General features: G+C 74.2%; 11 protein-coding genes. 10 read left to right on the top strand and 1 reads right to left on the bottom strand.

Annotation, left to right across the window (positions count from 1 at the left end; genetic code table 11):
* Positions 1-18 precede the first annotated feature (18 nt).
* Positions 19-1,692, bottom strand: a complete 1,674-nt coding sequence (locus ACH4D3_RS12665; protein WP_398320395.1) for a (2,3-dihydroxybenzoyl)adenylate synthase — start codon at positions 1,690-1,692, stop codon at positions 19-21.
* A gap of 127 nt (positions 1,693-1,819) precedes the next feature.
* Between ACH4D3_RS12665 and ACH4D3_RS12670 the strand changes: the two genes are divergently transcribed.
* From ACH4D3_RS12670 to ACH4D3_RS12715, 10 genes are read left to right on the top strand one after another with little or no spacing between them, the layout of a single operon-like run.
* The gene (locus ACH4D3_RS12670) at positions 1,820-8,593 is read left to right on the top strand and encodes an amino acid adenylation domain-containing protein (RefSeq protein ID WP_398320398.1); all 6,774 of its coding nucleotides are present in this window, start codon (positions 1,820-1,822) and stop codon (positions 8,591-8,593) included.
* Entirely contained in the window at positions 8,590-14,121 is a 5,532-nt protein-coding gene (locus ACH4D3_RS12675) for an amino acid adenylation domain-containing protein (protein ID WP_398320401.1), read from the top strand. Before ACH4D3_RS12670 ends, ACH4D3_RS12675 begins: the two co-directional genes overlap by 4 nt.
* Positions 14,122-14,153: 32 nt before the next feature.
* The gene (locus tag ACH4D3_RS12680; protein ID WP_398321106.1) at positions 14,154-15,305 is read left to right on the top strand and encodes a saccharopine dehydrogenase NADP-binding domain-containing protein; all 1,152 of its coding nucleotides are present in this window, start codon (positions 14,154-14,156) and stop codon (positions 15,303-15,305) included.
* On the top strand, positions 15,302-17,284 hold the full coding sequence (locus tag ACH4D3_RS12685; protein ID WP_398320404.1) for a Gfo/Idh/MocA family oxidoreductase: 1,983 nt from the start codon (positions 15,302-15,304) through the stop codon (positions 17,282-17,284). Before ACH4D3_RS12680 ends, ACH4D3_RS12685 begins: the two co-directional genes overlap by 4 nt.
* Before the next feature lie 8 nt (positions 17,285-17,292).
* Complete coding sequence (locus ACH4D3_RS12690; RefSeq protein ID WP_398320407.1) at positions 17,293-18,528, top strand: cytochrome P450; 1,236 nt, start codon at positions 17,293-17,295, stop codon at positions 18,526-18,528.
* Positions 18,525-19,358, top strand: coding sequence for a thioesterase II family protein (locus ACH4D3_RS12695; protein WP_398320410.1), 834 nt, complete (start codon positions 18,525-18,527; stop codon positions 19,356-19,358). Before ACH4D3_RS12690 ends, ACH4D3_RS12695 begins: the two co-directional genes overlap by 4 nt.
* 10 nt (positions 19,359-19,368) lie before the next feature.
* Entirely contained in the window at positions 19,369-20,097 is a 729-nt protein-coding gene (locus ACH4D3_RS12700; RefSeq protein WP_398320413.1) for a class I SAM-dependent methyltransferase, read from the top strand.
* Positions 20,094-21,848, top strand: coding sequence for an ABC transporter ATP-binding protein (locus ACH4D3_RS12705; RefSeq protein ID WP_398320416.1), 1,755 nt, complete (start codon positions 20,094-20,096; stop codon positions 21,846-21,848). Before ACH4D3_RS12700 ends, ACH4D3_RS12705 begins: the two co-directional genes overlap by 4 nt.
* Positions 21,845-23,608: an ABC transporter ATP-binding protein gene (locus tag ACH4D3_RS12710; protein WP_398320419.1), complete on the top strand. Its 1,764-nt coding sequence runs from the start codon at positions 21,845-21,847 to the stop codon at positions 23,606-23,608. The genes ACH4D3_RS12705 and ACH4D3_RS12710 overlap by 4 nt, the downstream gene beginning before the upstream one ends.
* Positions 23,609-23,666: 58 nt before the next feature.
* On the top strand, positions 23,667-25,097 hold the full coding sequence (locus ACH4D3_RS12715; RefSeq protein WP_398320422.1) for a salicylate synthase: 1,431 nt from the start codon (positions 23,667-23,669) through the stop codon (positions 25,095-25,097).
* Positions 25,098-25,102 lie beyond the last annotated feature (5 nt).

Genomic DNA, 25,102 nt, shown 5'->3' on the forward strand with positions numbered 1-25,102 from the left:
GCTCCTCCGCGCCGGGCCTCACGGCCGGGGCAACTGCCGTGCCAGTGCCGCCTTGTCGACCTTCCCGACCGCGGTGAGCGGAAGCCGGGCAACCCGCACCAACTCGTCCGGAGCCTTGTACCCGGCCAGTCCGCGCTCCTTCAGATGGGCGGCGACCGCCCGGACGCCGGGAGCCGCGCCCGTACACACGACGAAGGCGACCGACCGCTCACCCCACCGCTCGTCCGGCACACCGACCAGCGCCGCCGCCGTGATCGCGGGATGCGTCAGCAGCTGTTCCTCCACCTCCACCGCGGCGACCTTCTCGCCGCCACGGTTGATCTGGTCCTTGATCCGCCCCACCACCACGAGGTGACCGGACGGCAGACGCCGCACCACGTCCCCGGAGCGGTAGTAGCCGTCCGGCGTGAACGCCGTGCGGTTGTGCTCCTCGGCGCGGTAGTAGCCACGCAACGTGTACGGCCCCCGGGTGAGCAGCTCACCCGCGGTACCGTCCGGCACGGGCCTGCCGTCGGCGTCCACCACGAGCACCTCGTCGTCCGGCGAGATGGGCCGGCCCTGGGTGGCGCAGACCAGGTCCTCGGGGTCGTCGAGGCGGGTGAGGTTGATCAGGCCCTCCGCCATGCCGAAGACCTGTTGCACGGTCACCCCGAGCGCCGGTCCGAGCCTGCGGGCGTGGTCCTCGGGCAGCCGCGCCCCGCCGACCTGCACCACCGAGAGGCTGCCGAGGTCCCAGGAGCCGGACGCGGCCTCGTCCGTCCAGTGGGGGACGAGCGGGGGCGTCAGCGAGGTCAGGGTCACGCCCTCCCGCTCGACGAGGGCGAACGCCGTCTGCGGGCTGGGGTCGGGCGCCACGACGACGGTTCCCCCGGCCATGAGCGTGCCCAGCACACCGGGGCAGGCGAAGGCGAAGTTGAACCCGAGGGGCAGTACCGCCAGGTACACGGTGCGCGTGTCGAGTGCGCAGACCTCCGCGCAGGCGCGCGCGTTGTAGGAGTAGTCGTCGTGGGTGCGCGGGATGAGTTTGGGAAGTCCCGTGGTGCCGCCGGACAGCAGCAGGAGGGCGACATCGGCGGCGTCCGCCGCGTCCTCGCCCGGCACGCGTCCGGATACGGCGCCGGATGCGGGACCGGACCCGGAGCCCGACGCGGACGGTGTGTCCGACCGCAGCGCCTCGAAGGGGACGAAGCCTTCTCCGGTCCCGGGATCGCCGACCACCACGACGTGCCGCAGCGAGCCGCCCGGTCCTTGCTCCGCCCGTACCTCGCGCATCAGTTCGCGGTGGTCGAACCGGGCGTGCCGGTCGGGCACCACGCAGGCCACGGCGCCCGCCACGCGCACCAGGTGGCCGATCTCCAGGCGCCGGTGGCCCGGCATGGCGTGCACCGGAACGGCACCGACGCGCTGCAGTGCGAACCACACGAGTACGAACTCCGCGCAATTGGGGAGCTGGACCACGACGCGGTCGCCCCGTCCGATCCCGAGTCCCCGCAGCCCGCGGGCGACACGGTCCGCCTCGGCGTCCAGCTCCGCGTAGGTCCACCGCCGGTCGCCGTCGACCAGGGCGACATGCCCTCCATGGCCCGCCGCGCTCTCCCGCAGCCGGGCGGCGAAGGTCACCCCCTCCCAGTGCCCGGCGGCTCGGTAGCGCGCCGATTCGGCTTCGGACCAGGTCCGTTGAGTCTCGCTCACGGGGCAACGCCTCTCATTTTTGCCGGGCCTCCGGCTCTGGCGCCGAGTCCCGTCGTGTGATTACGATGTGAACTATAGAAATGATAATCATTTCTATCTAGCTCCGGTCGACGGGAAGGCAGCACCAGTGAGCGATGAAGCAGTCGTCCAGGCGCGGACAGCGGAAGGAGACGTCGGCAGCCGCCACCGCCACGACCCCGCCGCGGTGCGTGAAGCCGTGGCAGGCGCGCTGGAGATCGCACCCGAGGAGCTGGACGACGACCGCGACCTCTTCGAACTCGGCCTCGACTCACTGGCCTTGATGTCCCTGGTCGGCACCTGGCGGCGCCAGGGCAGCAGGGTCACCTTCCAGGACCTGACGAGCAGGCCGACCCTGCGGGACTGGACGACCCTGCTCGCACACGCCGCGCCGGACGACACGGTCATCACCGCCCCGCCCGCGCCGGCGACCGGGGCGGAGCCGGACTCGAACCCGGACTCCTTCCCGCTGGCCACGATGCAGCACGCCTACTGGGTCGGACGCCAGGACGGACAGCCCCTCGGCGGCGTCGCCGCGCACTTCTACGTCGAACTCGACGGCCACGGCGTCGACCCGGCCCGACTGGACGCCGCCCTGCGGGCGCTCGTGCTGCGGCACGGCATGCTCAGGGCCGTCTTCGACGAGGACGGCCGCCAGCGCTTCGGTGCCGCCGGTGTGCCGCTCACCGTCCACGACCTGCGGGAGCATGCCCCCGTCGACGCCGAGTCCGCACTGGAACTGCTCCGCGAGCGCAACACCCACACCCGCCCGGACATCGGCGCCGGTGACGTCTTCCGCGCGGCCCTGTGCCTGCTCCCCGACGGCAGGACCCGCCTCCAGATCAACCTGGACATGATGGCCGGTGACGCGCTGAGCCTGCGGGTCCTCCTGTCCGACCTGCGCCGCTTCTACGAGTGTCCCGGCGAACCGCCGCGCGAACTCGGGCTCGACTGCCGGCGCTACCTCGCGGAGCACGAGGCCCGGCGACGGACCGATCGTGAGCGGGACGCCGCCTGGTGGCGCGAGCGCCTGCCGGAACTGCCGCGGGCGCCGCGACTGCCGACGACCGTCGACCCCCTGACCCCGGTCACCGCGGACGACGGCCCGCTGACCCACTCCCGCCGCCTGCACCATTGGCTCGGCCCCGCCGACAAGGCCGCCCTCCTCGGCGCCGCCCGTCGGCACGCCGTCACCCCCGCCGCCGCCCTCGCCACCGCCTTCGCCGAGGTGATCGCCGCCTGGAGCGACAGCCGGCGCTTCCTCCTCAACCTGCCGCTGTTCGACCGGGAGATGTTCGCACCCGAAGTCGCCGGACTCGTCGGCGACTTCAGCAGCTCGGTGCTGCTCGACGCGGACCTGAGCGCGCCCCTTCCCTTCTCCCGGCAGGCCCGCGGCCTCCAGGAGCGGCTGCAGGCGGGAATCTCCCACGGCGCGTACGGCGGGGTCGAGGTGCTGCGCGACCTCGCCCGCGCCGAGGGAGCCCCGGTACTGGCTCCCGTCGTGTACACGAGCGCCATCGGACTGGGGGAGATCTTCGAGCAGGATGTCCAGAAGTCCTTCGGCCACCCCTCCTGGATCATCTCGCAGGGCCCGCAGGTGTATCTGGACGCCCAGGTCACCGAACTCGACGGCGGTCTCCTCCTCAACTGGGACGTGCGGGACGGCGTGTTCGAGTCCGGTGTGCCCGACGCCGCGTTCGACGCCTACCGCCGCCTCGTCACCCGCCTGGTGACCGACCCCGACGCCTGGGCCCGGCCCGTGGACGGCCTGCTCGCCCCCGACGTCCTGCCCCGGCGCGCGGTGGCGGCCCTGCCCGCCACGCCCGTTGCCGACCGGGCCCTGCACACCCGCTTCTTCCGGCTGGCCGAGACCGAGCCGGGCCGCACCGCGGTGGTCCGCACGACCGGCGACACCCTCACCTACGGCGAACTCGCCCACGCCGCACGGCGGATCGCGACGCTGCTGCACGACCGGGGCGTGCGGGAGGGCGACACCGTCGCCGTCACCCTGCCCAAGGGCGACGACCAGATCACCGCGGTCCTCGGCGTCCTGGCCGCGGGCGCGGCCTACGCCCCCGTCGGCGTGGAACAGCCCGCGGTGCGCCGGCAACGCATCCACGCGGTGGCCGACGCCGCCGCGATACTCACCGACCGAAACCACGCCCACCTGTGCGAGGACGTCTCCCCGGCCCCGGTGGTGCTCCTGGAGGACGCCTCAGCCTCCGGGCTCCGGCCCGCGCCGGTCGTCCGGCCGGACCCCGGCCTGGCCGCCTACGTGCTGTTCACGTCCGGCTCTACGGGACGGCCCAAGGCCGTCGAGGTGTCGCACCGGGCGGTCGTCAACACCGTCGAGGCGATGGAGGCGCAGCTCGGGCTCGGCCCGGCGGACCGCACGCTCGCCATCTCCGCGCTGGACTTCGACCTCGCCACCTGGGACGTCTTCGCCCCGCTGTCCCTCGGCGGTCAGGTGGTGGCCGTCGGACAGGAGCATCGCCGCGACGCCCACCACTGGGCGCGGCTGGTGCGCACGCACGGGGTGACGCTGGTCCAGTGCGTGCCCGCCCTGCTGGACCTGCTGATGGCCGCGGGGGAGGACGAGGGCCTCGGGGACTCGCTGCGCATGGTGCTGCTCGGCGGCGACTGGATCGGGCTCGACCAGCCCCGCAGACTCCGCGCGCTGGTCCCCGCCTGCCGTTTCGTGGCGCTCGGCGGCATGACCGAGGCCGCCGTCCACTCCACGGTGTTCGAGGTGGAGGAGACCGACCCCGCCTGGAAGTCCGTCCCCTACGGCGTTCCGCTGCGCAACATGCGGGCCCGTGTCGTGGACGGACGCGGACGCGACTGCCCCGATCTCGTCCCGGGCGAGCTGTGGATCGGCGGCCCCGGCGTCGCCAACGGCTACCGCGCCGACCCCGAACGCACGGCGGAACGCTTCGTCGACCACGACGGCGAACGCTGGTACCGCAGCGGCGACCTGGCCCGCTACCGGCCCGACGGCGTGCTGGAGTTCCTCGGCCGCGCCGACCACCAGGTGAAGATCGGCGGCCACCGCATCGAACTGGGCGAGGTCGAATCCGCGCTGGAGGACGACCCCGCCGTCCTGCACGCGGTCGCGACCGTCCTCGACACGCCCGTACGCCACCTCGCCGCGGCCGTCTCCGCCCCCGGCGGGGCACCCGACCCGGACGAGATCCGCCTGCGGGCGGCGGAACGCCTCCCCGCCCACATGGTCCCCGAGCGCGTCCTCGTCCTGCGCGACCTGCCGCTGACCGCCAACGGCAAGCTCGACCGGACGGCCGTCCGGCAGGCGCTGACCGAGGCCGCCGGGCAGCAAGGACCCGTCACGTCGGCACCGGCCGGCCCGGTGGAGACCGCCGTGGCGGCCGAATGGGCCGACCTGCTCGGTGTGGCCGAAGTGGGACGCGAGAGCGGCTTCTTCCTGCTGGGCGGCGACTCACTGGTCGCGACGCGCATGATCGGGCGGCTGCGCGCCGCGGGCTTCCCGGGCGCCCGCGTGGCCGACCTCTTCGCCCGCCCCGTACTCCGGCACTTCTGCGAGACGCTGCACCCCGCGACGACCAGCGGCGAGGAACCGGCCGCGGCCACCGCTGCCGTCCTGGTGCCCGATCCGGACCACGCGCACGAGCCGTTCCCGCTGACCGACGTCCAGGCCGCCTACCACACCGGCCGCGACCCCCGATTCACCCTCGGCGGCGTGGGCACCTGGCACTACACGGAGTTCGACGGTGCCGATGTCGACCTGGACCGGCTGGAGCGCGCCTGGAACACCCTGGTGCGACGGCACGGCATGCTCCGCGCGGTCGTCAAGGACGGGCACCAGCGCGTCCTGCCCGACGTACCACCCGTGCGCATACCCGTGCACGACGCCCGAGCTGGTGGCGCGGCCGAGGCGCTGGCCGGCCTGCGCGCCCGCCTGTCCCAGCAGGTCCGCGACCCCGCCCGCTGGCCGCTCTTCGCCATCGAGGCGGTGCGCCACCGGGCGGACGAGGACGCCGACGAGGACGCCGACGAGAAGGGCGGCGAGAAGGGCGACGAGAAGGGCGGCGCGAAGGGCGGCGAGACACGGACCCGGATCGGCATCGGCCTGGACTACCTCGTGCTCGACGCGCTCTCCATCACGACGCTCTACGCCGAACTGAACGCGCTCTACGCCGACCCGGAACACCAACTTCCCCCCGTCGGCGTGTCGTTCCGCGACTACCTGACCCGCCTCCCGGCCGACCCCGGGTCGACCGCGCGGGCCCGCGCCCACTGGCAGGCCCGCCTGCCGCAACTGCCGCCGCCGCCCGCCCTGCCCTTCGACCGGGACCCGGCGACGCTCGACGCCCCCGTCTTCACCCGGCGCCGGCTGAGCCTGCCCGCCGGAGACTGGCAGGCCGTCAAGCGGGACGCCGCCCGGCACGGCCTGACCCCGTCCACCGTCCTGCTCGCCCTGTACGCGGAGGTCCTGGCGGCCTGGAGCGGGACCGACGCCGTGACCGTCACGCTCACCCTCTTCAACCGGCGTGACGTCCACCCCCACATCCACCGGGTACTGGGCGACTTCACCTCCCTGTCCCTCGCCGGCTACCGGCGCGAGGGTGCCGGCTGGCGGGCGGCGGCCGCCGCGCTGCAACGCCGTCAGGCCGAGGACCTCGACCACGCCGACGTACCGATCGACTGGCTGCTGCGGGAGTTCGGCCGGCGCACGGGCACGGTGGACGCCGCCGCACCCGTGGTGTTCACCAGCGCCATCGGCGTCGGGGACGCGACGCTGGCCGGACCGGGCACCGGGCTCCCCCCGAAGGTCTGGGGCATCTCCCAGTCCCCGCAGGTCTGCCTGGACAACCAGGTCACCGAGGAGTCCGGGAACCTGGTCGTCACCTGGGACGCCGTCGAGGAACTGTTCGCCGAGGGTGTGCTGGACGCGATGTTCTCCGCCTACGAGCGGCTGCTGCGGCACCTCGTGGACGGTGACCGGGAGGCACCGCTCCCCGACCTGGTGCCCGCCTCCCAGTACGAACGGCGGGAGGCCGCGGCACGGGAGGCCGCCCTGGAACCGGCGACGCCGCGCCCGCTGCACGAGATGTTCTTCACCCACGCGGCGGCCACCCCCGACCGCACCGCCCTCGTCACGACGGCCGGGGAGGAGGTGACCTACGGAACCCTCGCCGCACAGGCCCTGCGCACCGCCGCCGCGCTCGACGGCGCCGGGGTGCGGCCCGGCGAACTGGTCGCGGTCACCCTGCCCAAGGGCCCGGAACAGGTCGCGGCGGTCCTCGGCACCCTCGCGGCGGGCGCCGCCTACGTCCCCCTGAGCCTCGAACAACCCGCCGCACGGCTGGAGCGGGTGCGTGCCACGGCCGGTTTCGACGTGGTCCTGGGCGGCTGGCCCGCCACGGACGGCGACGGCCCCCGCACCCTGTCCCCGGCCGACACGCAGGGCGGCGAGCCGCTGCCCAAGCCGGTCGGAACGGCTCCCGACGCGCTCGCCTACGTGATCTTCACATCGGGCTCCACGGGCGAGCCCAAGGGCGTCGAGATCACCCACGCCGCCGCCTGGAACACGATCGCGGACATCAACGCCCGCCACGGCATCCGCGGCGACGACCGCGTCTTCGCCCTGTCGGCACTGGACTTCGACCTGTCCGTGTACGACGTCTTCGGCCTGCTCGCCGCGGGCGGCTCCCTCCTGCTGCCCACCGAGGACCAACGCCGTGCACCGGCCCGCTGGCCGGACCTGCTGGACCGGTACGGCGTGACCGTCTGGAACACCGTCCCCGCCCTGCTCGACCTGCTGCTCGACGCCGACGGACAGGAGGGACGGGAAGGGCGCCGGATCGCGGGGCTGCGGACCGCCCTGGTCTCCGGCGACTGGATCGGTCTCGACCTGCCCGCCCGGCTGCGAGCCAGGACCGAGGGGCTCTGCGTGTTCGTCGCCATGGGCGGAGCCACGGAGGCCGCCATCTGGTCCAACACCCTCACCGTCACGGAACCCGACCCCCGGTGGGTGTCCATCCCCTACGGACGCCCCCTGACCGGCCAGCACTACCGGGTGGTCGACCGGGACGGCCGGGACTGCCCCGACTGGGCGCCGGGCGAACTGTGGATCGGCGGCAAGGGACTGGCCCGCGGCTACCTGGCCGACCCGGTCCGCACCGCCGAGAAGTTCGTCGAACGGGACGGGCGGCGCTGGTACCGGACCGGAGACCTGGGCCGGTTCCGGGCCGACGGACTGCTGGAGTTCCTCGGCCGGCTCGACAGCCAGCTGAAGATCGCCGGCCACCGCATCGAGGCGGGCGAGGTCGAGGCCGCGCTGGAGGCCCACCCCGCCGTCGCGCGCGCCGCCGTCCTGGCCGTGGGGGAGCGCACCGCCAGGCGCCTGGTGGCGTTCGCCGTACCGCACGAGCCACCGCTCGGCGACCACACGGAGCCGGTCGAGAACCCCGAACTCACCGAGGGCCTCCTCGCCCTGCTGGCCGAGCGGGTACCGGCCTACGCCGTCCCGTCCCGCATCCTGGTGCTGCCCGCCCTGCCCCTCACCGCGAACGGCAAGGTCGACCGGGCCGCCCTGACCGGCCTGGCGGGACCCGAGGCAGGCTCCGCCGTCGCCGAGCCGCCACGGGGCGACACCGAGACGGCCCTGGCCGCGCTCTGGCAGGCATGCCTGCCGCACGGGTCGCCGGACCGCAACGCCAACTTCTTCACCGCCGGCGGCGACAGCCTCACCGCGCTGCGCCTGCTCACGGCGATCGAGCGCCGCTTCGGGGCCGTTGTGCCCGCCCGCCGCTTCTTCGCCGCACCGACGATCGCCGCGCTCGCCGCGGACATCACCCGAACGCTCGCGGCCCACGGGACCGCCTACGAGACCGGAGAGCTGTGAACATCGCTGAACTGCTGGGCCGTTACGCCGACGAGGGCGTGGTGCTCTGGGCCCAGGACGGACAACTGCGCTTCCGGGCCCCGCAGGGCACCCTCACCGACACGCACCGCGCCGAACTGCGCACGCACAAGGAAGCCATCCTGCGTCACCTGGAGGCGCCGGGACCGGTACTGCGGGCCGACCCCGACCACCGCCACGACCCCTTCCCCCTGACGGACATCCAGGCCGCCTACCTCATAGGCCGCACCGACGCCTACGCCTACGGCGGCGTCGGCTGCCACGCCTACGTGGAGCTGGCCTACCCCGACCTCGACGTCGACCGCGTCACCTCCGTGTGGCGGCACCTGGTCCAGCGGCACGACATGCTCCGGGCCGTCATCCACCAGGACGGCCACCAGCGGGTCCTGCCCGAGGTGCCCCCGCTGCCCGTCGGGGCCGACGACCTGACCGCGCTGCCGGACGACGCCGCCGAGGCACGGGTGCGGCACACCCGAGCGCGGCTGTCCGCCCGCGAGGCGCCCACCGACCAGTGGCCCCTCTTCGACGTGCACGTGACCCGGACCGGCCGGCGGGCCGTACTGCACCTCTCCTTCGACATGCTCGTCGTCGACCACGCCGGCCTGCGCATCCTGCTCGCCGAGTTCCAGCGGAGCTACGGCGGCGCCGCCCTCGCCGACGCGCCGCGGATCACCTTCCGCGACTACGTCCTGGCCCGCCGCGCCCTCGCCGACACCGACGGCCACGCCCGCGACCGCGCCTACTGGACCGAACGGCTCGACACCCTGCCGCCCGCCCCCGAACTGCCCCTCGCCGAAGCCTGGCAGGCCGCGGTGGGCGAGCCGGGAGAAGCGGGCCGCGGCCCGGCGTCCGACGGCGAGGCGGTGGCGTTCCGCCGACTGGAGGTCCTGCTGCCCGCGGCCGACCGGGACCGGTTCACCGAACGGGCCGCGCGCCGCGGCCTGACCGTGTCGACGGCCCTGCTCGCCGCCTACGCCGAGACGGTCGGCGCCTGGTCGCGGACCAGCCGGTTCACGCTCAACGTGCCCACCGTCGACCGGCCCGCCCTGCACGAGGACATCGACCGCCTCATCGGCGACTTCACCTCGCTCGAACTCCTCGCCGTCGACCTCGACACCCCGGCCACCTTCGCCGAACGGACCGGGGCCGTGGGCGAACAGCTCCTCGAAGACCTGGCACACCCGCTGTTCACCGGCTCGGAGGTGCTCGCCGAACTCTCCCGCAGGGCCGGCGGACCGGTCCTCATGCCGGTTGTCTTCACCAGCGCCCTCGGCGCGGGCGCCACGTCCGAAGGCGTGCCCCCCGAGGTGGAGTACGCCGTGACCCGGACACCGCAGGTGTGGCTGGACTGCCAGGTCATGCACCGCGGCGACACCCTCAGCCTGTCCTGGGACATCCGGGAGGGCGCGCTCGCCCACGGGGCGGCCGACGCCATGTTCGAGGCGTACACGGCACTCGTACGGTCGCTCTCGGCCGAGGGCGAGGCAGGGGAGGACGCCTGGGACGCGCCCGTCCGCATCCCGCTGCCCCCGGCGCAGGCGGAGCGCCGCAGCGCGGTCAACGCGACCGAGGGCCCCCTCCCGGACGCCCTGCTCCACGAACCCGTACTCGCCCGGGCACGGACCGCACCGGACGCGATCGCGGTCCGCACCCCCGAACTGACCCTCTCCTACCGGCAGCTCGTCGCCCGCGCCACGGGACTCGCCCAGCGGCTGACGGCCTCCGGACTGCGCCCCGGGGAACCGGTGGCCATCTGGATGGACAAGGGCTGGGAACAGGTCGTCGCCGTCTTCGGCATCCTCATGGCGGGCGGCGCCTACCTGCCCGTCGACACGGCCCAGCCGGCGGCCCGCCGCGACACGATCGTCGCCGACGCGGGCGTCCGCACCGTCCTCACCCAGTCCTGGCTCGCCGAACTCGAGGACCTCCCGTCGACCGTGTCGCCCGTCGCCGTGGACCTCGTCGGGGAGGCCGCCGCGGACCGCACGCCCGTCGCCGCCCGCCGGGATCCGGACGACCTCGCCTACGTCATCTACACCTCGGGCTCCACCGGCACGCCCAAGGGCGTGATGATCAGCCACCGGGCCGCCCTGAACACCGTCGAGGACATCAACCGCCGCTTCGCCGTCGACGAGCGCGACCGCGTCCTCGGCATCGCCGGACTCGGCTTCGACCTGTCCGTCTACGACCTGTTCGGACCGCTCGCCGTGGGCGCCACCCTCGTCCTGCCCCGGTCCGACCGGCGCGGCGACCCCTCCCACTGGGCGGAACTCGTCCGCGACTTCGGCGTCACGGTGTGGAACTCCGTGCCGGGCCAGCTCCACATGCTGTGCGACTGGCTCCGCTCCGAGCCCCCCACCGACGACGGCTCACTGCGCCTGGCCCTGATATCGGGCGACTGGATACCGGTCTCGCTGCCCGACCAGGCCCGTGAGCTCCTGCCCGGACTGGAGATCGTCTCCCTCGGCGGAGCCACCGAGGGCTCCATCTGGTCCATCGCCCACCCGATCGGCGAGGTCGACACCACCCGCCCCAGCATCCCGTACGGCAAGCCCCTGACCAACCAGACCTTCGCCGTGCTCGACCGGCACCTGCGGCCGCGGCCCGAATGGGTCCCGGGCGAGCTGTACATCGGCGGTGCCGGTGTCGCCCTCGGTTACCTCGGCGACGACGAGCGCACGGCACAACGGTTCCGCACCGACTCCGCCACCGGAGAGCGGCTCTACCGCACAGGCGACCTCGGCCGCTACCTGCCCGACGGGACCATCGAGTTCCTGGGCCGGGAGGACGCCCAGATCAAGATCCGCGGCTACCGGGTCGAACTCGCCGAGGTGGAGGCCGCCGTACAGACCCACCCCGCGGTCGCGGCGGGCGCGGTCGTCGTGGACGACTCGGCGGCGGGTGGGCGGCGCCTGGCCGCCTTCGTCGAGACAGCACGCAAGGACGGCGGGCCCGCCGTGACGAGCCGCGAACAGGCGCGCACGGCAGCCGCCGAGGCGGTACGCGAAGCGGGCGCGGCCGTCGACGCCGCACGGCTCACCGACTTCCTCGCCGCCCTCGACGACGTGGCCGTCGCGGAGATGACCCGGGTCCTCGCCGCCTCCGGAGTGTTCGACGGGTCCGCGGCACGCACGGCGGAGGAGGTGGGCACGGCACTGCGCGCCACACCGCGCCACCGGCACATCGTGCGCCGCTGGCTGCGCGCCCTCGCCGCCCGGGACCTGCTCACCCACCGGGACGCCGACGCGACCTACACCGGCCTGCGCCCCGTCCCCGCACAAGAGACCGAGCGCCGGTGGCGGCGGGCCGCCGACCTGGAGCACGAGATCGGGTGGAGCACCGAACTGCTCACCGTCATGCGCACCTGCGCCGAGCGGCTGCCCGAGCTGGTCTCCGGAGACGTCGGCATCCGGGACCTGCTCTTCCCGGGGGCGGCGACGGAGGCCGCGGACGCCGCCTACCGGGACAACCTCGCCATCCGGCACCTCAACCGCGCCGTGGTCGCCGCGCTGCGCGAGATCGCCGCGGGCCACACCGGCGAGGAGCGGCTGCGGGTGCTGGAGGTCGGCGGCGGCGTCGGCGGCACCACCGGCGAACTGGTGCCCGCCCTCGCCGAGTACGGCGTCGACTACCTGTTCACCGATCCCTCGGCGTTCTTCCTGAACGAAGCCCGCGAGCGCTTCGCCGACCACGCCTGGGTCCGCTACCAGCGCTTCGACGTCGACGAGGACCCGCGCGCCCAGCACCTGCTGCCCAACACCTTCGACGTCGTGGTCTGCGCCAACACCCTGCACGCCGCCGCCGACGCGGACGCCGCCGTGGGCAGGCTGCGGGAACTGCTCGTGCCGGGCGGACAGCTCGTGTTCGTGGAGAACACCCGCGACGAGAACCTCCCCCTGCTGGTCTCCATGGAGTTCCTGGAGGTCGCCGGCCGGACCTGGACCGACGTGCGCGAGCACACCGGGCAGTCCTTCCTCACCCACACCCAGTGGCGTGACCTCCTCGACGGGCACGACGCGTCGGGGGTCACCTCGCTGCCCGCCGCCGGGGACGCCCTGGCACGCACCGGGCAGGAGGTGTTCATCGCCACGATGAAGGACGACCGGCACCACGTGCCGGTGGGAGAACTGGCCCGAACGGCGGCCACCCGGCTCCCGGAGTACATGCTCCCCGCGGTCTGGCAGGTCGTCGACACCCTGCCCCGCACGGCCAACGGCAAGACCGACCGCGCGCGCCTGCGGTCCTGGCTGCCCCGGGAGAGCGCACCGGTCGTCGTGGCCGAGCAGCCGAAGGACGAACTGGAGAACGGCCTGGCCGAGCTGTGGACGGAACTCCTCGCGGTCGAACGCGTCACCCGCAACGACGACTTCTTCGACCTGGGCGGCGACTCGCTCCTGGTGGCCCGGATGGTGGGCCGGCTGCGGGAACGCGTACCGCAGGCGGCGGACCTGGAGTGGGAGGTCGTCCTGCGCCACATGCTGCGCCGCCCCACGGTCGCGGGCCTCGCCGGGTTCCTGCGCGGCCTGGCCGGTCCCGAGGACACGCCCGCGTCCGGCGCCGTACGCACGGACCCGGTGATCCACCTGCACGGCTCCCGCTCCGAGGACGAGCCGACGACCGTGCTGGTGCACGCCGGAACCGCCACGATCATGCCGTACCGGGCGCTGGTCACCGAGATCAGGCGCCGCTCGCCGGGCCTCGCCGAGGTCGTCGGGGTGGAGGTCCCGGACCTGAGCGGATTCCTCGCCGCACCGCCGGACGGACTCATCGAGCGGATGGCGGCCGACTACGCGCGGGCGCTGACGGCTGACGGCCGCGGCCGCTTCCACGTCGTCGGCTACTGCCTGGGCGGCCTGATCGCCACCGAAGTGGCCCGCAACCTGGCCGAGTCGGGAGCGGAGGTGGAGAGCCTCACCGTCATCAGCAGCCACAGCCCCCGCTTCCGCCTGGACGACGAACTCCTCGCCGAGTACTCCTTCGCCGTCATGATGGGCATCGACCCGGCCGACCTCGGGTTCCCGGACGACCAGTACCGGGTGGCCGCCGCGGCCGACGCCGTCCTGGCCGCCAGTCCCGGCGTCCTGCCGGACGGCGGACTCGCCGCACTGGGGGAGGAGTTCGAGGACGTCGCGAGCTGCTTCCGGCGACTCGCCGACGTCCCCCGCGCCACCCGAATCGCCCGGATGTGCGAGGCGGTGCCCGCGTCGGCCGGCACCTACGAACCCGACCACATGACACGGCTCTTCCTCGCCTTCCGCCAGAGCGTCTTCGCCATCACGCGCTACCACGCGGAGCCCTACGCGGGTGACATCACCTTCCTGCGCCACGACGGCGCCTACCCCTTCCCCGGCAGCAAGGACGCCGTCACCGCCTACTGGGAGGAACTGACCCTGGGCGACCTGGACATCGTCGACATCGGCGGAGACCACTACAGCTGCCTGTCCGTCGAACACGCCCCCGGAATCCTCAAGACCCTCGGCGAGCTGACCCAGGGGGCGATCACCCGATGACCAAGCCCGTGACCAATCCTGTGACCAAGTCCGTGCCCAAGCCCGTGATCGGAGTCCTGGGCGCCTCCGGAGCGGTGGGACGCGCCGCCGTACGCGAGTTGCGCGCGCTCGGCCACACCGGGCTCCGCCTGGGCGGCCGGACCGTCTCCACCCTGCGCGCGGTCGCCGAGGAGGAACCCGCCGGCCACGACGTGACCGTATGGGCGGACGCCGACGCCCCGGACGGCCTGCGCGCCTTCACCGAGGGCTGCGACATCGTCCTCAACTGCGTCGGCCCCACCTACCGGCTGCGTGCCACGGTGGCTGCCGCCGCACTCGATGCCGCGGCGCACTGCGTCGACGTGGCCGGGGACGACCCGGCCGCCGAGGACCTCCGCGCGGCCGGTGACCCGGCCCGCGACGGCCGCACGGTCGTCCTGTCCGCCGGAGCCCTGCCCGGCCTGTCCAGCCTCCTGCCCCGCTGGCTGGCCGGGCAGGGCCTGGACGGCGCCGCCGCGCTGACCGCCCACTGCGGCGGCCTGGAGACCTGCTCGCCGACGGTGGCGCACGACCTCATGCTCTCCCTCACCTCCGGAGGAGCGGACGGCGCGGCCTACGGCGAGGCCCTCGCCGCGGTCCGCGGCGGCCGACGTGTCCCGCGCGCCCTGCGCACGGCCGAGGACACCCGACACCGGTCCTTCCCCGGCCAGGTGGCCCTCCAGCCCTACCTCAGCCAGGAGAGCGAACGCCTCGCCACCGTCCTCGGCCTCGACCGGCTCGACTGGTACAACGTCCACCCCGGCCCCGCCGTACGCGCGCTGCTCAACCAACTGCCGGGACGCCTCGCCGCCGGGGACGAACCGGCGGAGCTGGCGGACCGGTTGATCCTCGCCGCCGACCTCGACCTGGCCGGGCGCAAGCCCTGGTACGTCATGGACTTCGAGCTGTCCGGCACCGCGTCCGGACAGGCGGCCACCGCGGGGCTGACCCTGCGCGCGGCCAGCAGCTACCGGCTCACCGGGGCCGTGGGCGCGCTCGCGGTGGACGCGGTGCTGCGAGGCGGGGTACCGGCGGGCGTGCACTTCGCCTGCGACGTACTCGACCCCGACGCCGTGGTGCGGCACCTGCGCGCCCGGAACGTCGCCGACCTCCGGCCCACCGGAGCGGCGGCCGGTGCCGACCAGGTGGAAGAGGGCGTGCTGTGAACACATCGACGCCCTTCAGGGTGCTGGTCTGCGGCACCAACTTCGGCCGCTTCTACGCCGAGGCGGCCCACCGGCGCCCCGGATACGCGCCGGCCGGCATCCTGAGCCGGGGCTCGGCCGCCTCACGGGCCTGCGCGGAGCGACTCGGCGTCCCGCACTACACGGACGTCGACGACCTCCCGGAAGGCATCGACGCCGCGTGCGTGGCGGTGAGCTCCGCCATCTCGGGCGGGCAGGGCACCGAGCTGGCCCGGGCGCTCATGGACCGGGGCATCCACGTCCTCCAGGAACACCCCGTCCACCTCACCGAGTTGACCGACAACCTCACACACGCACGCCGCCGGGGAGTGCAGTACCGCCTCAACACCCACTACCCGCACGTCGCCCCGGTCCGCGACTTCGTGGACGCCGCCCGCAGGCTCGTCGCACAACAGCGCCCGCTCTTCGTGGACGCCGCCACCCCGGTCCACCTGATGCACCCGCTGGTGGACATCCTCGGGCGGGCGATGGGCACCCTGCGGCCCTGGCGGTTCGCGGACCCGGCGCCGCTGCCCGCCGACATCGGCCCGCAGCCGTTCCGCTCCCTGCACGGCATGCTGGCGGGCGTACCCCTCACCCTGCGCGTGCACCACCAGCTCGACCCCTCCGACCGGGACAACCACGCCCTGCACTGGCACCGGATCTCGATCGGCACGGAAGGCGGAGTCCTCACCCTGGCCGACACCCACGGCCCCGTGCTGTGGAGCCCCCGGCTGCACGTCGGACGGGACGCCGACCGGCGCTTCGTCCTCGACGGACCCGGCACCGGTCGCCTGGGCCTGGGCACCACGGCCGTCGTGGGGACCACCGGCACCTTCCGCACCGTCTTCTCCGACCTGTGGCCGGAAGCGGTCGGCCACGCTCTCGACGGGCTCCGGGCGGCAGTCGAGCAGGGCGGCGACGCCCTTCGCGCGGGGCAGTACGACCTGGCCGTGTGCCGCATCTGGACCGACCTCGCCGCACGGCTCGGGCCGCCCGACATCGTCCGTCCGGCCACCCCGCGGCCGCTCGCGGTCAGCGACGTCTTCCCCGCCCCGGAGCAGGCTCGCGCCGACACGGCTCGCACCGACGCGCACCGTACGGAGGACCGTACGGACACGGATGGCGCCGACACGGACGGGGCCGACACCCACCGCGCCAGCGCCCCTTCGAGTGCCTCGTCCTACACCCCGTCGGCCGAGTTCTTCGACCTCGTCGCCGCCGAGCACACCGCGACCGCGAGCGCACCCGCCGTCGCCGCGCTCCTGGCCGACGCCGACCTGAGCGGCGGCCCGGTGGTCGACATCGGGGCCGGCACCGGCCTGGTGACCGAGGCCGTCGCCCGTGCCCGGCCGGACGCCGAGATCCTGGCCTGCGAACCGGCGGTGGGCATGCGCGCGGTGCTCACCAGCCGGGTCTTCAGCGACCCGGACCTGCGCTCCCGCGTCACCGTCACCGCGGACGCCGCGCCCGACCTGGAGCTCCCGGACCGGGTGAGCGCCGTCCTGCTGTGCGGTGTCCTCGGTCACCTCGACGCCGACGGACGAGCCAGGCTCTGGCGACGGCTGAACCGGCGGCTGGCACCCGGCGCCCTGGTGGTCGTCGAACTCATGCAGTTCGAGGAGCCGTTGACCCTCCCCGAGACCAGGCTCGCCACCGCGACCGCCGGACGGCACCGCTACGAGTGGTCGTTCGGCGGAGCGCCGGACGAGACCGAGGACGGCGTGATGCGGCTGCACTCCACCTGGCGCGTCTACCGCGACGACGCCACCGAGGCACAGCGCGAGGTGCGCGACTCCTACCGGTGGACGCCCTTCGGCCTGAAGGACGTCGCGGCCGAGTCCGGGATGACCGTCCGCACCCTGCCCACCCGCCCCGGAGCACCCCCGCTGGCCGTACTCACCCGGACACCGGACGCCCCGAACACCCCTGCCCCCGTCTCCACCTCCACCCACGGCTGAGGACCACGATGACACCCCCCGAAACCCCGACGGCCGCCCACACCCCCGGCGCCACCCCGCCCCGCGACTTCCCGATCCGGCGCGGCTGCCCCTTCGCCGCCCCCGCGGAGTACGCCGCGCTGCGCACCGACGACCCGGTCGCCCGCGTCACCCTGCCGACCCGGCGGGAAGCCTGGGTGGTGACCCGCTACGACGACGTACGGGAACTGCTCTCCGACCCGCGCGTCAGCGCCGACATCCGCCGCCCGGGCTTCCCCGCTCTCGGAGAGGGCGAGCAGGAGGCCGGGGCCAGGTTCCGTCCCTTCATCCGCACCGACGCCCCCGAGCACACCCGCTACCGGCGCATGCTCCTGCCGGCGTTCACCGTGCGCCGGGTCCGCGCGATGCGGCCCGCCGTACAGGCCCGGGTGGACGAGATCCTGGACGGCATGCTGGCCGCCGGCGGACCGGTGGACTTCGTGAGCGCGTACGCCAACGCCGTCTCCACGTCGGTGATCTGCGAACTGCTCGGCATCCCGCGGCACGACCTGGAGTACTTCCGGGACGTCACCCGGGTCTCCGGCTCCCGCAACAGCACCGCGGAGCAGGTCTCCGAGGCCCTCGGCGGCCTCTTCGGCCTGCTCGCCGGGCTGGTCGCCGCGCGCCGGGAGGAACCCCGCGACGACCTCATCTCCAAGCTCGTCACCGACCACCTGGTCCCCGGCGACGTGACGACGGAGCAGCTGCTGTCCACCCTCGGCATCACCATCAACGCCGGCCGCGAGACCACCACCAGCATGATCGCCCTGAGCACCCTGCTCCTCCTGGACCGGCCGGAGCTGCTGGAGGAACTGCGCGAGGACCCCGCCCTGATGCCCGCGGCCGTCGACGAACTCCTGCGCGTCCTGTCCGTCGCCGACTCCATACCCCTGCGCGTCGCCGCCGAGGACATCGAGCTGTCCGGCCGCACCGTCCCCGCCGACGACGGCGTCATCGCGCTCCTCGCCGGAGCCAACCACGACCCCGAGCAGTTCGACGACCCCGAGCGGGTCGACTTCCGCCGCACGGACAACCACCACGTGGCCTTCGGCTACGGAGTGCACCAGTGCGTCGGCCAGCACCTGGCGCGGCTGGAGCTGGAGGTCGCCCTGGAGACACTCCTGCGCCGCGTTCCGACGCTGCGCCTCGCGGGGGAGCGGGACCAGGTCGTCGTCAAGCACGACTCGGCCACCTTCGGCCTCGAAGAACTGATGGTGACCTGGTGACCGCCGCCTTCCCGCCGAAGTCCGCCGCCCGCGCCGGGCGTGCCGACAGCCCGTGGATCAGACGGTGGAACGAGGGTTCCGCCTCCCGGCTCACGCTGATCTGCCTGCCGCACGCCGGCGGCAGCGCGGGCTTCTACCGCCCCTGGGCGGCGCTGATGCCCCCCGAGGTCGAACTCGTCGCCCTCCAGTACCCGGGCCGCGAGGACCGCTTCGACGACCCGGCGAGCGCCGGCATGGACGAGCTGGTGACCGCGGTGGCGGACGCCGTACTGCCGCTGCTCGACCGGCCCTACGCCCTCTTCGGACACAGCATGGGCTCCGCCGTGGCCTGGGAACTGGCCCACGAGCTGGACCGCCGCCGAGCCCCCGCCCCGCGCCGGCTCTTCGCCTCCGGCCGGGCCGCCCCCGGCACGGCGGTGACCGGGCAACTGCACCGCCAGGACGACGACGTGCTGTGCGCGGAACTGGCCCGGCTCGGCGGCACCAGCCGTGAGGTCCTGGACGACCCGGGGCTGCGCTCCCTGGTCCTCACCGCCGTCCGCCACGACTACCGGATCATCGAGACCCACCGGCCCGAGGCGCGGCCGCCGCTGTCCTGCCCGATCCACGTGCTGACCGGCGACGCCGACCCGGAACTCGGCGAGCGGCGCAGCCGCGCGGGGGCCGCCGGCTGGGCGGACCTCACCAGCGCCCGCACCGAGGTCCGGGTCTTCCCCGGCGACCACTTCTACCTCACCCCGCGCCGCCGCGAGGTGGTCGCCACCGTGCTGCGCAGGATGGACCCCTCGCTGACCACGGACGCCCGGCGCACCTGGCCGAGCACCCCGTGAGGAGACTGTCGTGATCGACTACTACTCGACCTCGGCCGAGTTCTACGAGCTGGTCGCCACCCGGCACACCGCCAGCAGCGGCCCCCCGCTGACCCGCGTCCTGACGGGCCTGGACGTCACGCACGGCCCGGTCCTGGAGATCGGCGCGGGCACCGGACGCGTGACCGAGGTCGTCGCCGCCGCACTGCCCGAGGCGGAGATCCTCGCCGCCGAACCGTCGGCCACCATGCGGGCCATGCTCACCTCCCGGGTCGCCCGCGACCCGGACCTGCGGCGCAGGGTGACGGTGGTCGACGGCGCCGCGCAGGACCTGGTCCTGCCCGAACGGCTCTCCGCCGTCGTCATCTTCGGCGTGGCCGGCCACCTCACCGTCCCCGAACGCGTCGCGCTGTGGAAGCGTCTGGCGGACCGCCTGCCGGACGGCGCGCCCATCGTCGTGGAACTGATGGGGGTCTCCTCGCCCCGCCGCATCCCCCCGGTGATGTCCCTGAGGGAGACCATCGGCCGCCAGACCTACGAGTGGTGGATCGGCGGCGAACCCACCGAGGGCGACGCCATGCGGTTCACCACGACCTGGAAGGTCCTGCGGGACGGCCGCACCGTGCGCGAGGTCGCCGACAGCTACGACTGGCACACCTTCGACGTCGCCCGCCTGGCCCGCGAGGCCGGTATGACCAGCCGCCGCATCACCGAGGCGGGCGGCCGGCCCATCCCCGAAATCGGAGTACTCGTCAAGTGAAGTCACAACCGCATCCCCTGCGCGAGCTGACCGATCCCGTCCGGGGCCGACTGGCCGTCTCCGTCGGCCTCCAGGCCGTCGCGGCCCTGGCCGGAGTGGTGCCGTTCATCGCCGTCTCCGAGATCGCCGGCCGACTCACGACGGGCACCCCCGCCGACGGCGACACCCTGTGGCCGCTGGTCGCGCTGGCCTGTGCCGCGGGGCTTCTCGCCCTGGCCTGCGGCACCGCGGCCGGCGCCCTCGCCCACCTCGCCGACAACGACCTCCAGCTCGCCCTCCGCCGCCGGCTCGCCCGGCACATCGGACGGCTGCCGCTCGGCCGGCTCACCGAGCGGGGCACCGGCGAGGTCAAGCAGGCGGTGCAGGACGACGTGAGCGCACTGCACACGCTGTTCGCCCACACCCTGCTCGACGTCGTAGCCGTGCTCACCGCGCCGGTCCTGGCCCTGGCCTACCTGTTCACCGCCGACTGGCGCCTGGCCCTGGTCAGCCTCGTCCCCCTGCTGCTCGGCGTGTTCCTGTTCAGCCGGGCGATGGCGGGTGCCGCGGCCCAGATGGCCGAGTTCGGCGCCGCGCTCGGGCGGATCTCCACCGCCGCCGTGGAGTTCGCCTCCGGCATCGCCGTCTTCAAGAGCTTCGGCCGCGGCCGCAAGGCCCACGAGCGTTTCGTCGACGCCACCGAGGGCTTCGCCGACTTCTTCTCCCGCTGGGTCCGCACCACCCTGGTCAGTTCCACCGCCGCCGTACTGGTGGTCGCCCCGGCCGTGGTCCTGCTGCTCCTGACCGTGCTGGGCGCCGTGTTCGTCACCCAGGACCGGCTGACCGGCGCCGAACTCGTCCCCTTCCTCCTGCTGGGCCCCGCGGTCGCCGCCCCCATGGGCGTCGTCGGCCCCCGCATCCAGCAGATCCGGGCCGGCCAGGCCGCCGCCGTACGCATCACGGAGCTGCTGCACGCCCCGACCCTCCCCGAGCCCGCCACCCCCGTCCTGCCCGACGGCCACCACGTCTGCCTGCGCGGGGTCACCTTCTCCTACGACGGACGGACCGACGTCCTGCGCGACGTCGACCTCGACCTCGCGCCCGGCACGGTCACCGCGCTGGTCGGACCCTCCGGCTCCGGCAAGTCCACCCTGGCCTCGCTGCTGCCCCGCTTCCACGACGTCACCGCCGGCACGGTGACCCTCGGCGGCGCCGACCTCCGCGACATCCCCGCGACCGAGCTGTACCGCCGGGTCGGCTTCGTCCTCCAGGACGTACGGCTGCTGCGGGCGAGCGTCACCGACAACATCCGCCTGGGCCGCCCCGAAGCCACCGACGAGGAAGTCGAGCGGTGCGCCCGCGCCGCCCGCATCCACGACCGCGTCACGGCACTGCCCGACGGCTACGCGACCGAACTCGGCACGGCCGTCACGCTCTCCGGCGGTGAGGCACAACGCCTCTCCATCGCGAGAGCCCTGCTCGCCGACGCCCCCGTCCTCGTGCTCGACGAGGCGACCGCGTACGCCGACCCGCACTCCGAGGCACTGATCCAGGACGCGCTGTCCGCGCTCGCGGCGGGCCGCACCCTACTCGTCATCGCCCACCGGCTGTCGACCGTCCGCTCCGCCGACCGGATCGTGGTCCTGGAGGACGGACGCGTCACCGAACAGGGCCGCCACGACGACCTCGTCGCCGCGGGCGGCCGCTACGCCACCCTCTGGGAAGCCCAGAGCAGCAGCACGGACCACATCCGAGAAGGAAGTGCACGATGATCCGTCAGCTCTACCGGGTCCTCGGGCCGGAAGGCTCCCGTCCGCTGAACCGGCTGCTCGTCCTCCAGTGCGGCGCGGCCGTCCTCCAGGGTGTGGCCTTCGCCCTCCTGGTGCCCGTCCTGCGTGCCCTGCTCGGCCCCGCTCCCGACGACGTGTGGCCCTGGCTGGCGGCGTTCGCCGGCTGCGCGCTCGCGCACACCGTGCTCCAGGGCGCGGCCGTCAGCGGCGGGTTCACGGTCGGTTCCCGGCTCTCCCGGGTGCTGCACCACCGTATGGCCGACCAGGCACTGCGCCTGCCCCTCGGCTGGTTCGACGCCGGCCGCACGGCCGAGTTCAGCAGGCTCGCCGGACAGAACGTCATCCAGGTGATGAGCACACCGGCCCACCTGCTGCGCCCGTTCATCAGCTCCCTGCTCACCCCGGCGACGCTGGTGGCCGCCACGTTCTTCTTCGACGTCCGCACCGCCCTGGTACTGCTGGTCTGCGCGCCCGTGCTGTTCGCCGTCCAGGCGGCGAGCAGCGCCGTGATGCGCCGGCTCGACCTGGGCCGCGACGCCGCGATCGGCGAGTCCGCCGACCGGGTCCTGGAGTACGCGCGCAACCAGCCGGTACTGAGGGCGTTCGGCCGGACCGCCGAGGGATACGGCGCCCTCGACGACGCCCTGGTGGCCGAGGCGCGCGCCGACCGGCGGCTCATCGCGCGGGGGCTGCCCGGACTGGTCTCGTTCTCCTTCGCCACCCGGCTCGTGTTCGCCCTGCTGCTCGCCCTCGGCGTGTCCTGGCAGCTCGACGGCTCCCTCACCGTGCCCACCCTGCTGGCGCTCCTGGTGCTGCTGGTCCGCCTGATCGACAGCGTGTCGTCGGCCGCCGAGGCCGGTGCCGGGATGCGCATCGCCCGCAACACCCTGGAACGCCTCGGCGCGGTCCTCGACGAACCGCCGTTCCCGCAGCCCGCCGAGCCGCGCACGCCGCGCGACGCGAGCGTGGAGTTCGACCGGGTCGGCTTCCGCTACGACGGCGGCGCCGACCCGGTGACCGGAGCAGCCGCACGCCCGGTCCTGAACGACGTGACCTTCCGCCTGCCCGAGCGCAGCATGACGGCGCTGGTCGGGCCCTCCGGCGCGGGCAAGACCACGATCGCCGGGCTGCTCGCCCGCTTCCGGGACACCACCGAGGGCACCGTCCGCATCGGCGGCGTCGACGTCCGCGAGATCGGCGCCGACGACCTCGCGGCCCACGTGTCCCTCGTCTTCCAGGACGTCTACCTCTTCGACGGCACCATCGAGGAGAACGTCCGCATCGCCGCCCCGCACGCGGACCCCGGCGAACTGGCCGAGGCCGCGGCGCTCTCCGGCCTCGACCGCGTGATCGAGGAGCTGCCCGAGGGCTGGGCCACGAAGGTGGGCGAGGGCGGCGCGCGACTGTCCGGCGGACAGCGGCAGCGCGTGTCCATCGCCCGCGCGCTCCTCAAGGACGCCCCGATCCTCGTCCTCGACGAGGCCACCGCCGCCCTCGACCAGGAGAACGAGGCGCTGTTCGCCCAGGCCGCGCGGGCCCTGGCGGCCCGCAGGACCCTCCTGGTCATCGCACACCGGCTGAGCACCGTCGTGAGCGCCGACCAGATCCTGGTCCTGGAGGACGGCGAGATCACCGAACGCGGCACGCACGACGACCTGGTGGCGGCGGCAGGCACGTACGCCTCCTTCTGGGAACGGCGCGCGCAGGCCCACGGCTGGCGACTGGAGGCGGCCCCGTCATGACCCCCGACCCGACACCCACGACCACCCCGGCCCAGGGACAGAGAGAAGGCACCACACGATGAGCACCGGATCCCGGAACCTCTGGGAGGCATGGGCGAGGTCCGTCCCACCACTCGCGTGCACGAGCACCCGCGAGCCCTGCCACGACCCGGCCGCCACCGCCACCAGCCTCGCCCGGGCGGGCCTCGCGGGCCAGTACGTGGTCTACGAGTCGGAAGGCGGCGTCTGGCACTTCGCGGCGGGCTCCGACGTGAGCGTCACCGCGGACGCCACCGGCATCACCGCGCGGGCCGCCGGGCGCACCTGGACCTCGCGCACGCGGCGGCGGCCGTTGACGGCGTTCGCCGCCGCCCTGGACGCACTGTCGCCCGTGTCCGCTCCGCCCGACGAGAGCGGTGAAGAGCGCCGCTTCTACGGCTGGGCGGCCTTCGAACTCGCCCACCTCCTGCACGCGGACCCCGCGACGGCCGGAGACCAGCCGCTGCTGCACGCCATGGTCCCGTCCGTCGAAGTCACCCTCACCGCCGACTCGACGGTGGTCCGCGCGGTGGACGAGGCATGGGCGCGCAAGGTCGCCGACCTGCTCGCGGAGCCCGGCCGGTCCTCGCGGCCGGCCGAGCAGACCTTCCACGACGAGGCGGCGCGGGACCGCACCGAGGACGTCATCGCCGTCGGCACCGCCGCCTACGGCCGGGCCGTCACCCGTACGGTCCGGGACATCCGCGCCGGACTGCTGGAGAAGGCCGTGGTCTCCCGGCGGGTCCCCCTGCCCGCCGAGGCCCGCCCCGACTTCCCCGCCACCTACCTCGCCGGCCGCCGGGCCAACACACCCGCCCGCTCCTACGTGCTGGACCTCGGCGGATACCGGGCTGCCGGATTCAGCCCCGAGACCGTTCTCGAGGTCGGGGACGACGGGCGGGTCAGCACCCAGCCGCTCGCGGGCACCCGCGCCCTGGGCGCCGACCCGGCGGAGAACGAGCGCCGGCGCGTGGAACTGCTCAGCGACCCCAAGGAGATACACGAACACGCCGTGTCCGTGCGTCTGGCCTGGGACGAGATGGCGGCCGTGTGCCGCCCCGGCTCCGTCGTGGTCGAGGAGTTCATGTCGGTCCGCCCACGAGGATCGGTGCAGCACCTTGCCTCGCGGGTGACGGGCCGGCTCCGGCCGGACGCCGGACCCTGGGACGCCTTCGCCTCCCTGTTCCCCGCCATCACCGCCACCGGAGTCTCCAAACGCGCCGCGCTCCAGGCCCTGGCCCGCCACGAGGAGGGGCCGCGCGGCCTGTACGGCGGGGCGGTCTTCCGGGGGAGCACCGGCGGCGCCCTTGACGCCGCCCTCGTCCTGCGCACCCTGATCGGCGCGGGCGACGAGGCGTGGCTGCGAGCCGGTGCCGGGGTCACCGCCCAGTCCAGCCCGGACCGGGAGACCGAGGAGACCTGCGAGAAACTCCGCAGCGTCGCCCCGTACCTGCGGTTCTCCCTCACCTGACCGGA

Source organism: Streptomyces sp. NPDC018026 (genome assembly GCF_044327745.1).
Taxonomy (GTDB): domain Bacteria; phylum Actinomycetota; class Actinomycetes; order Streptomycetales; family Streptomycetaceae; genus Streptomyces; species Streptomyces rubrogriseus.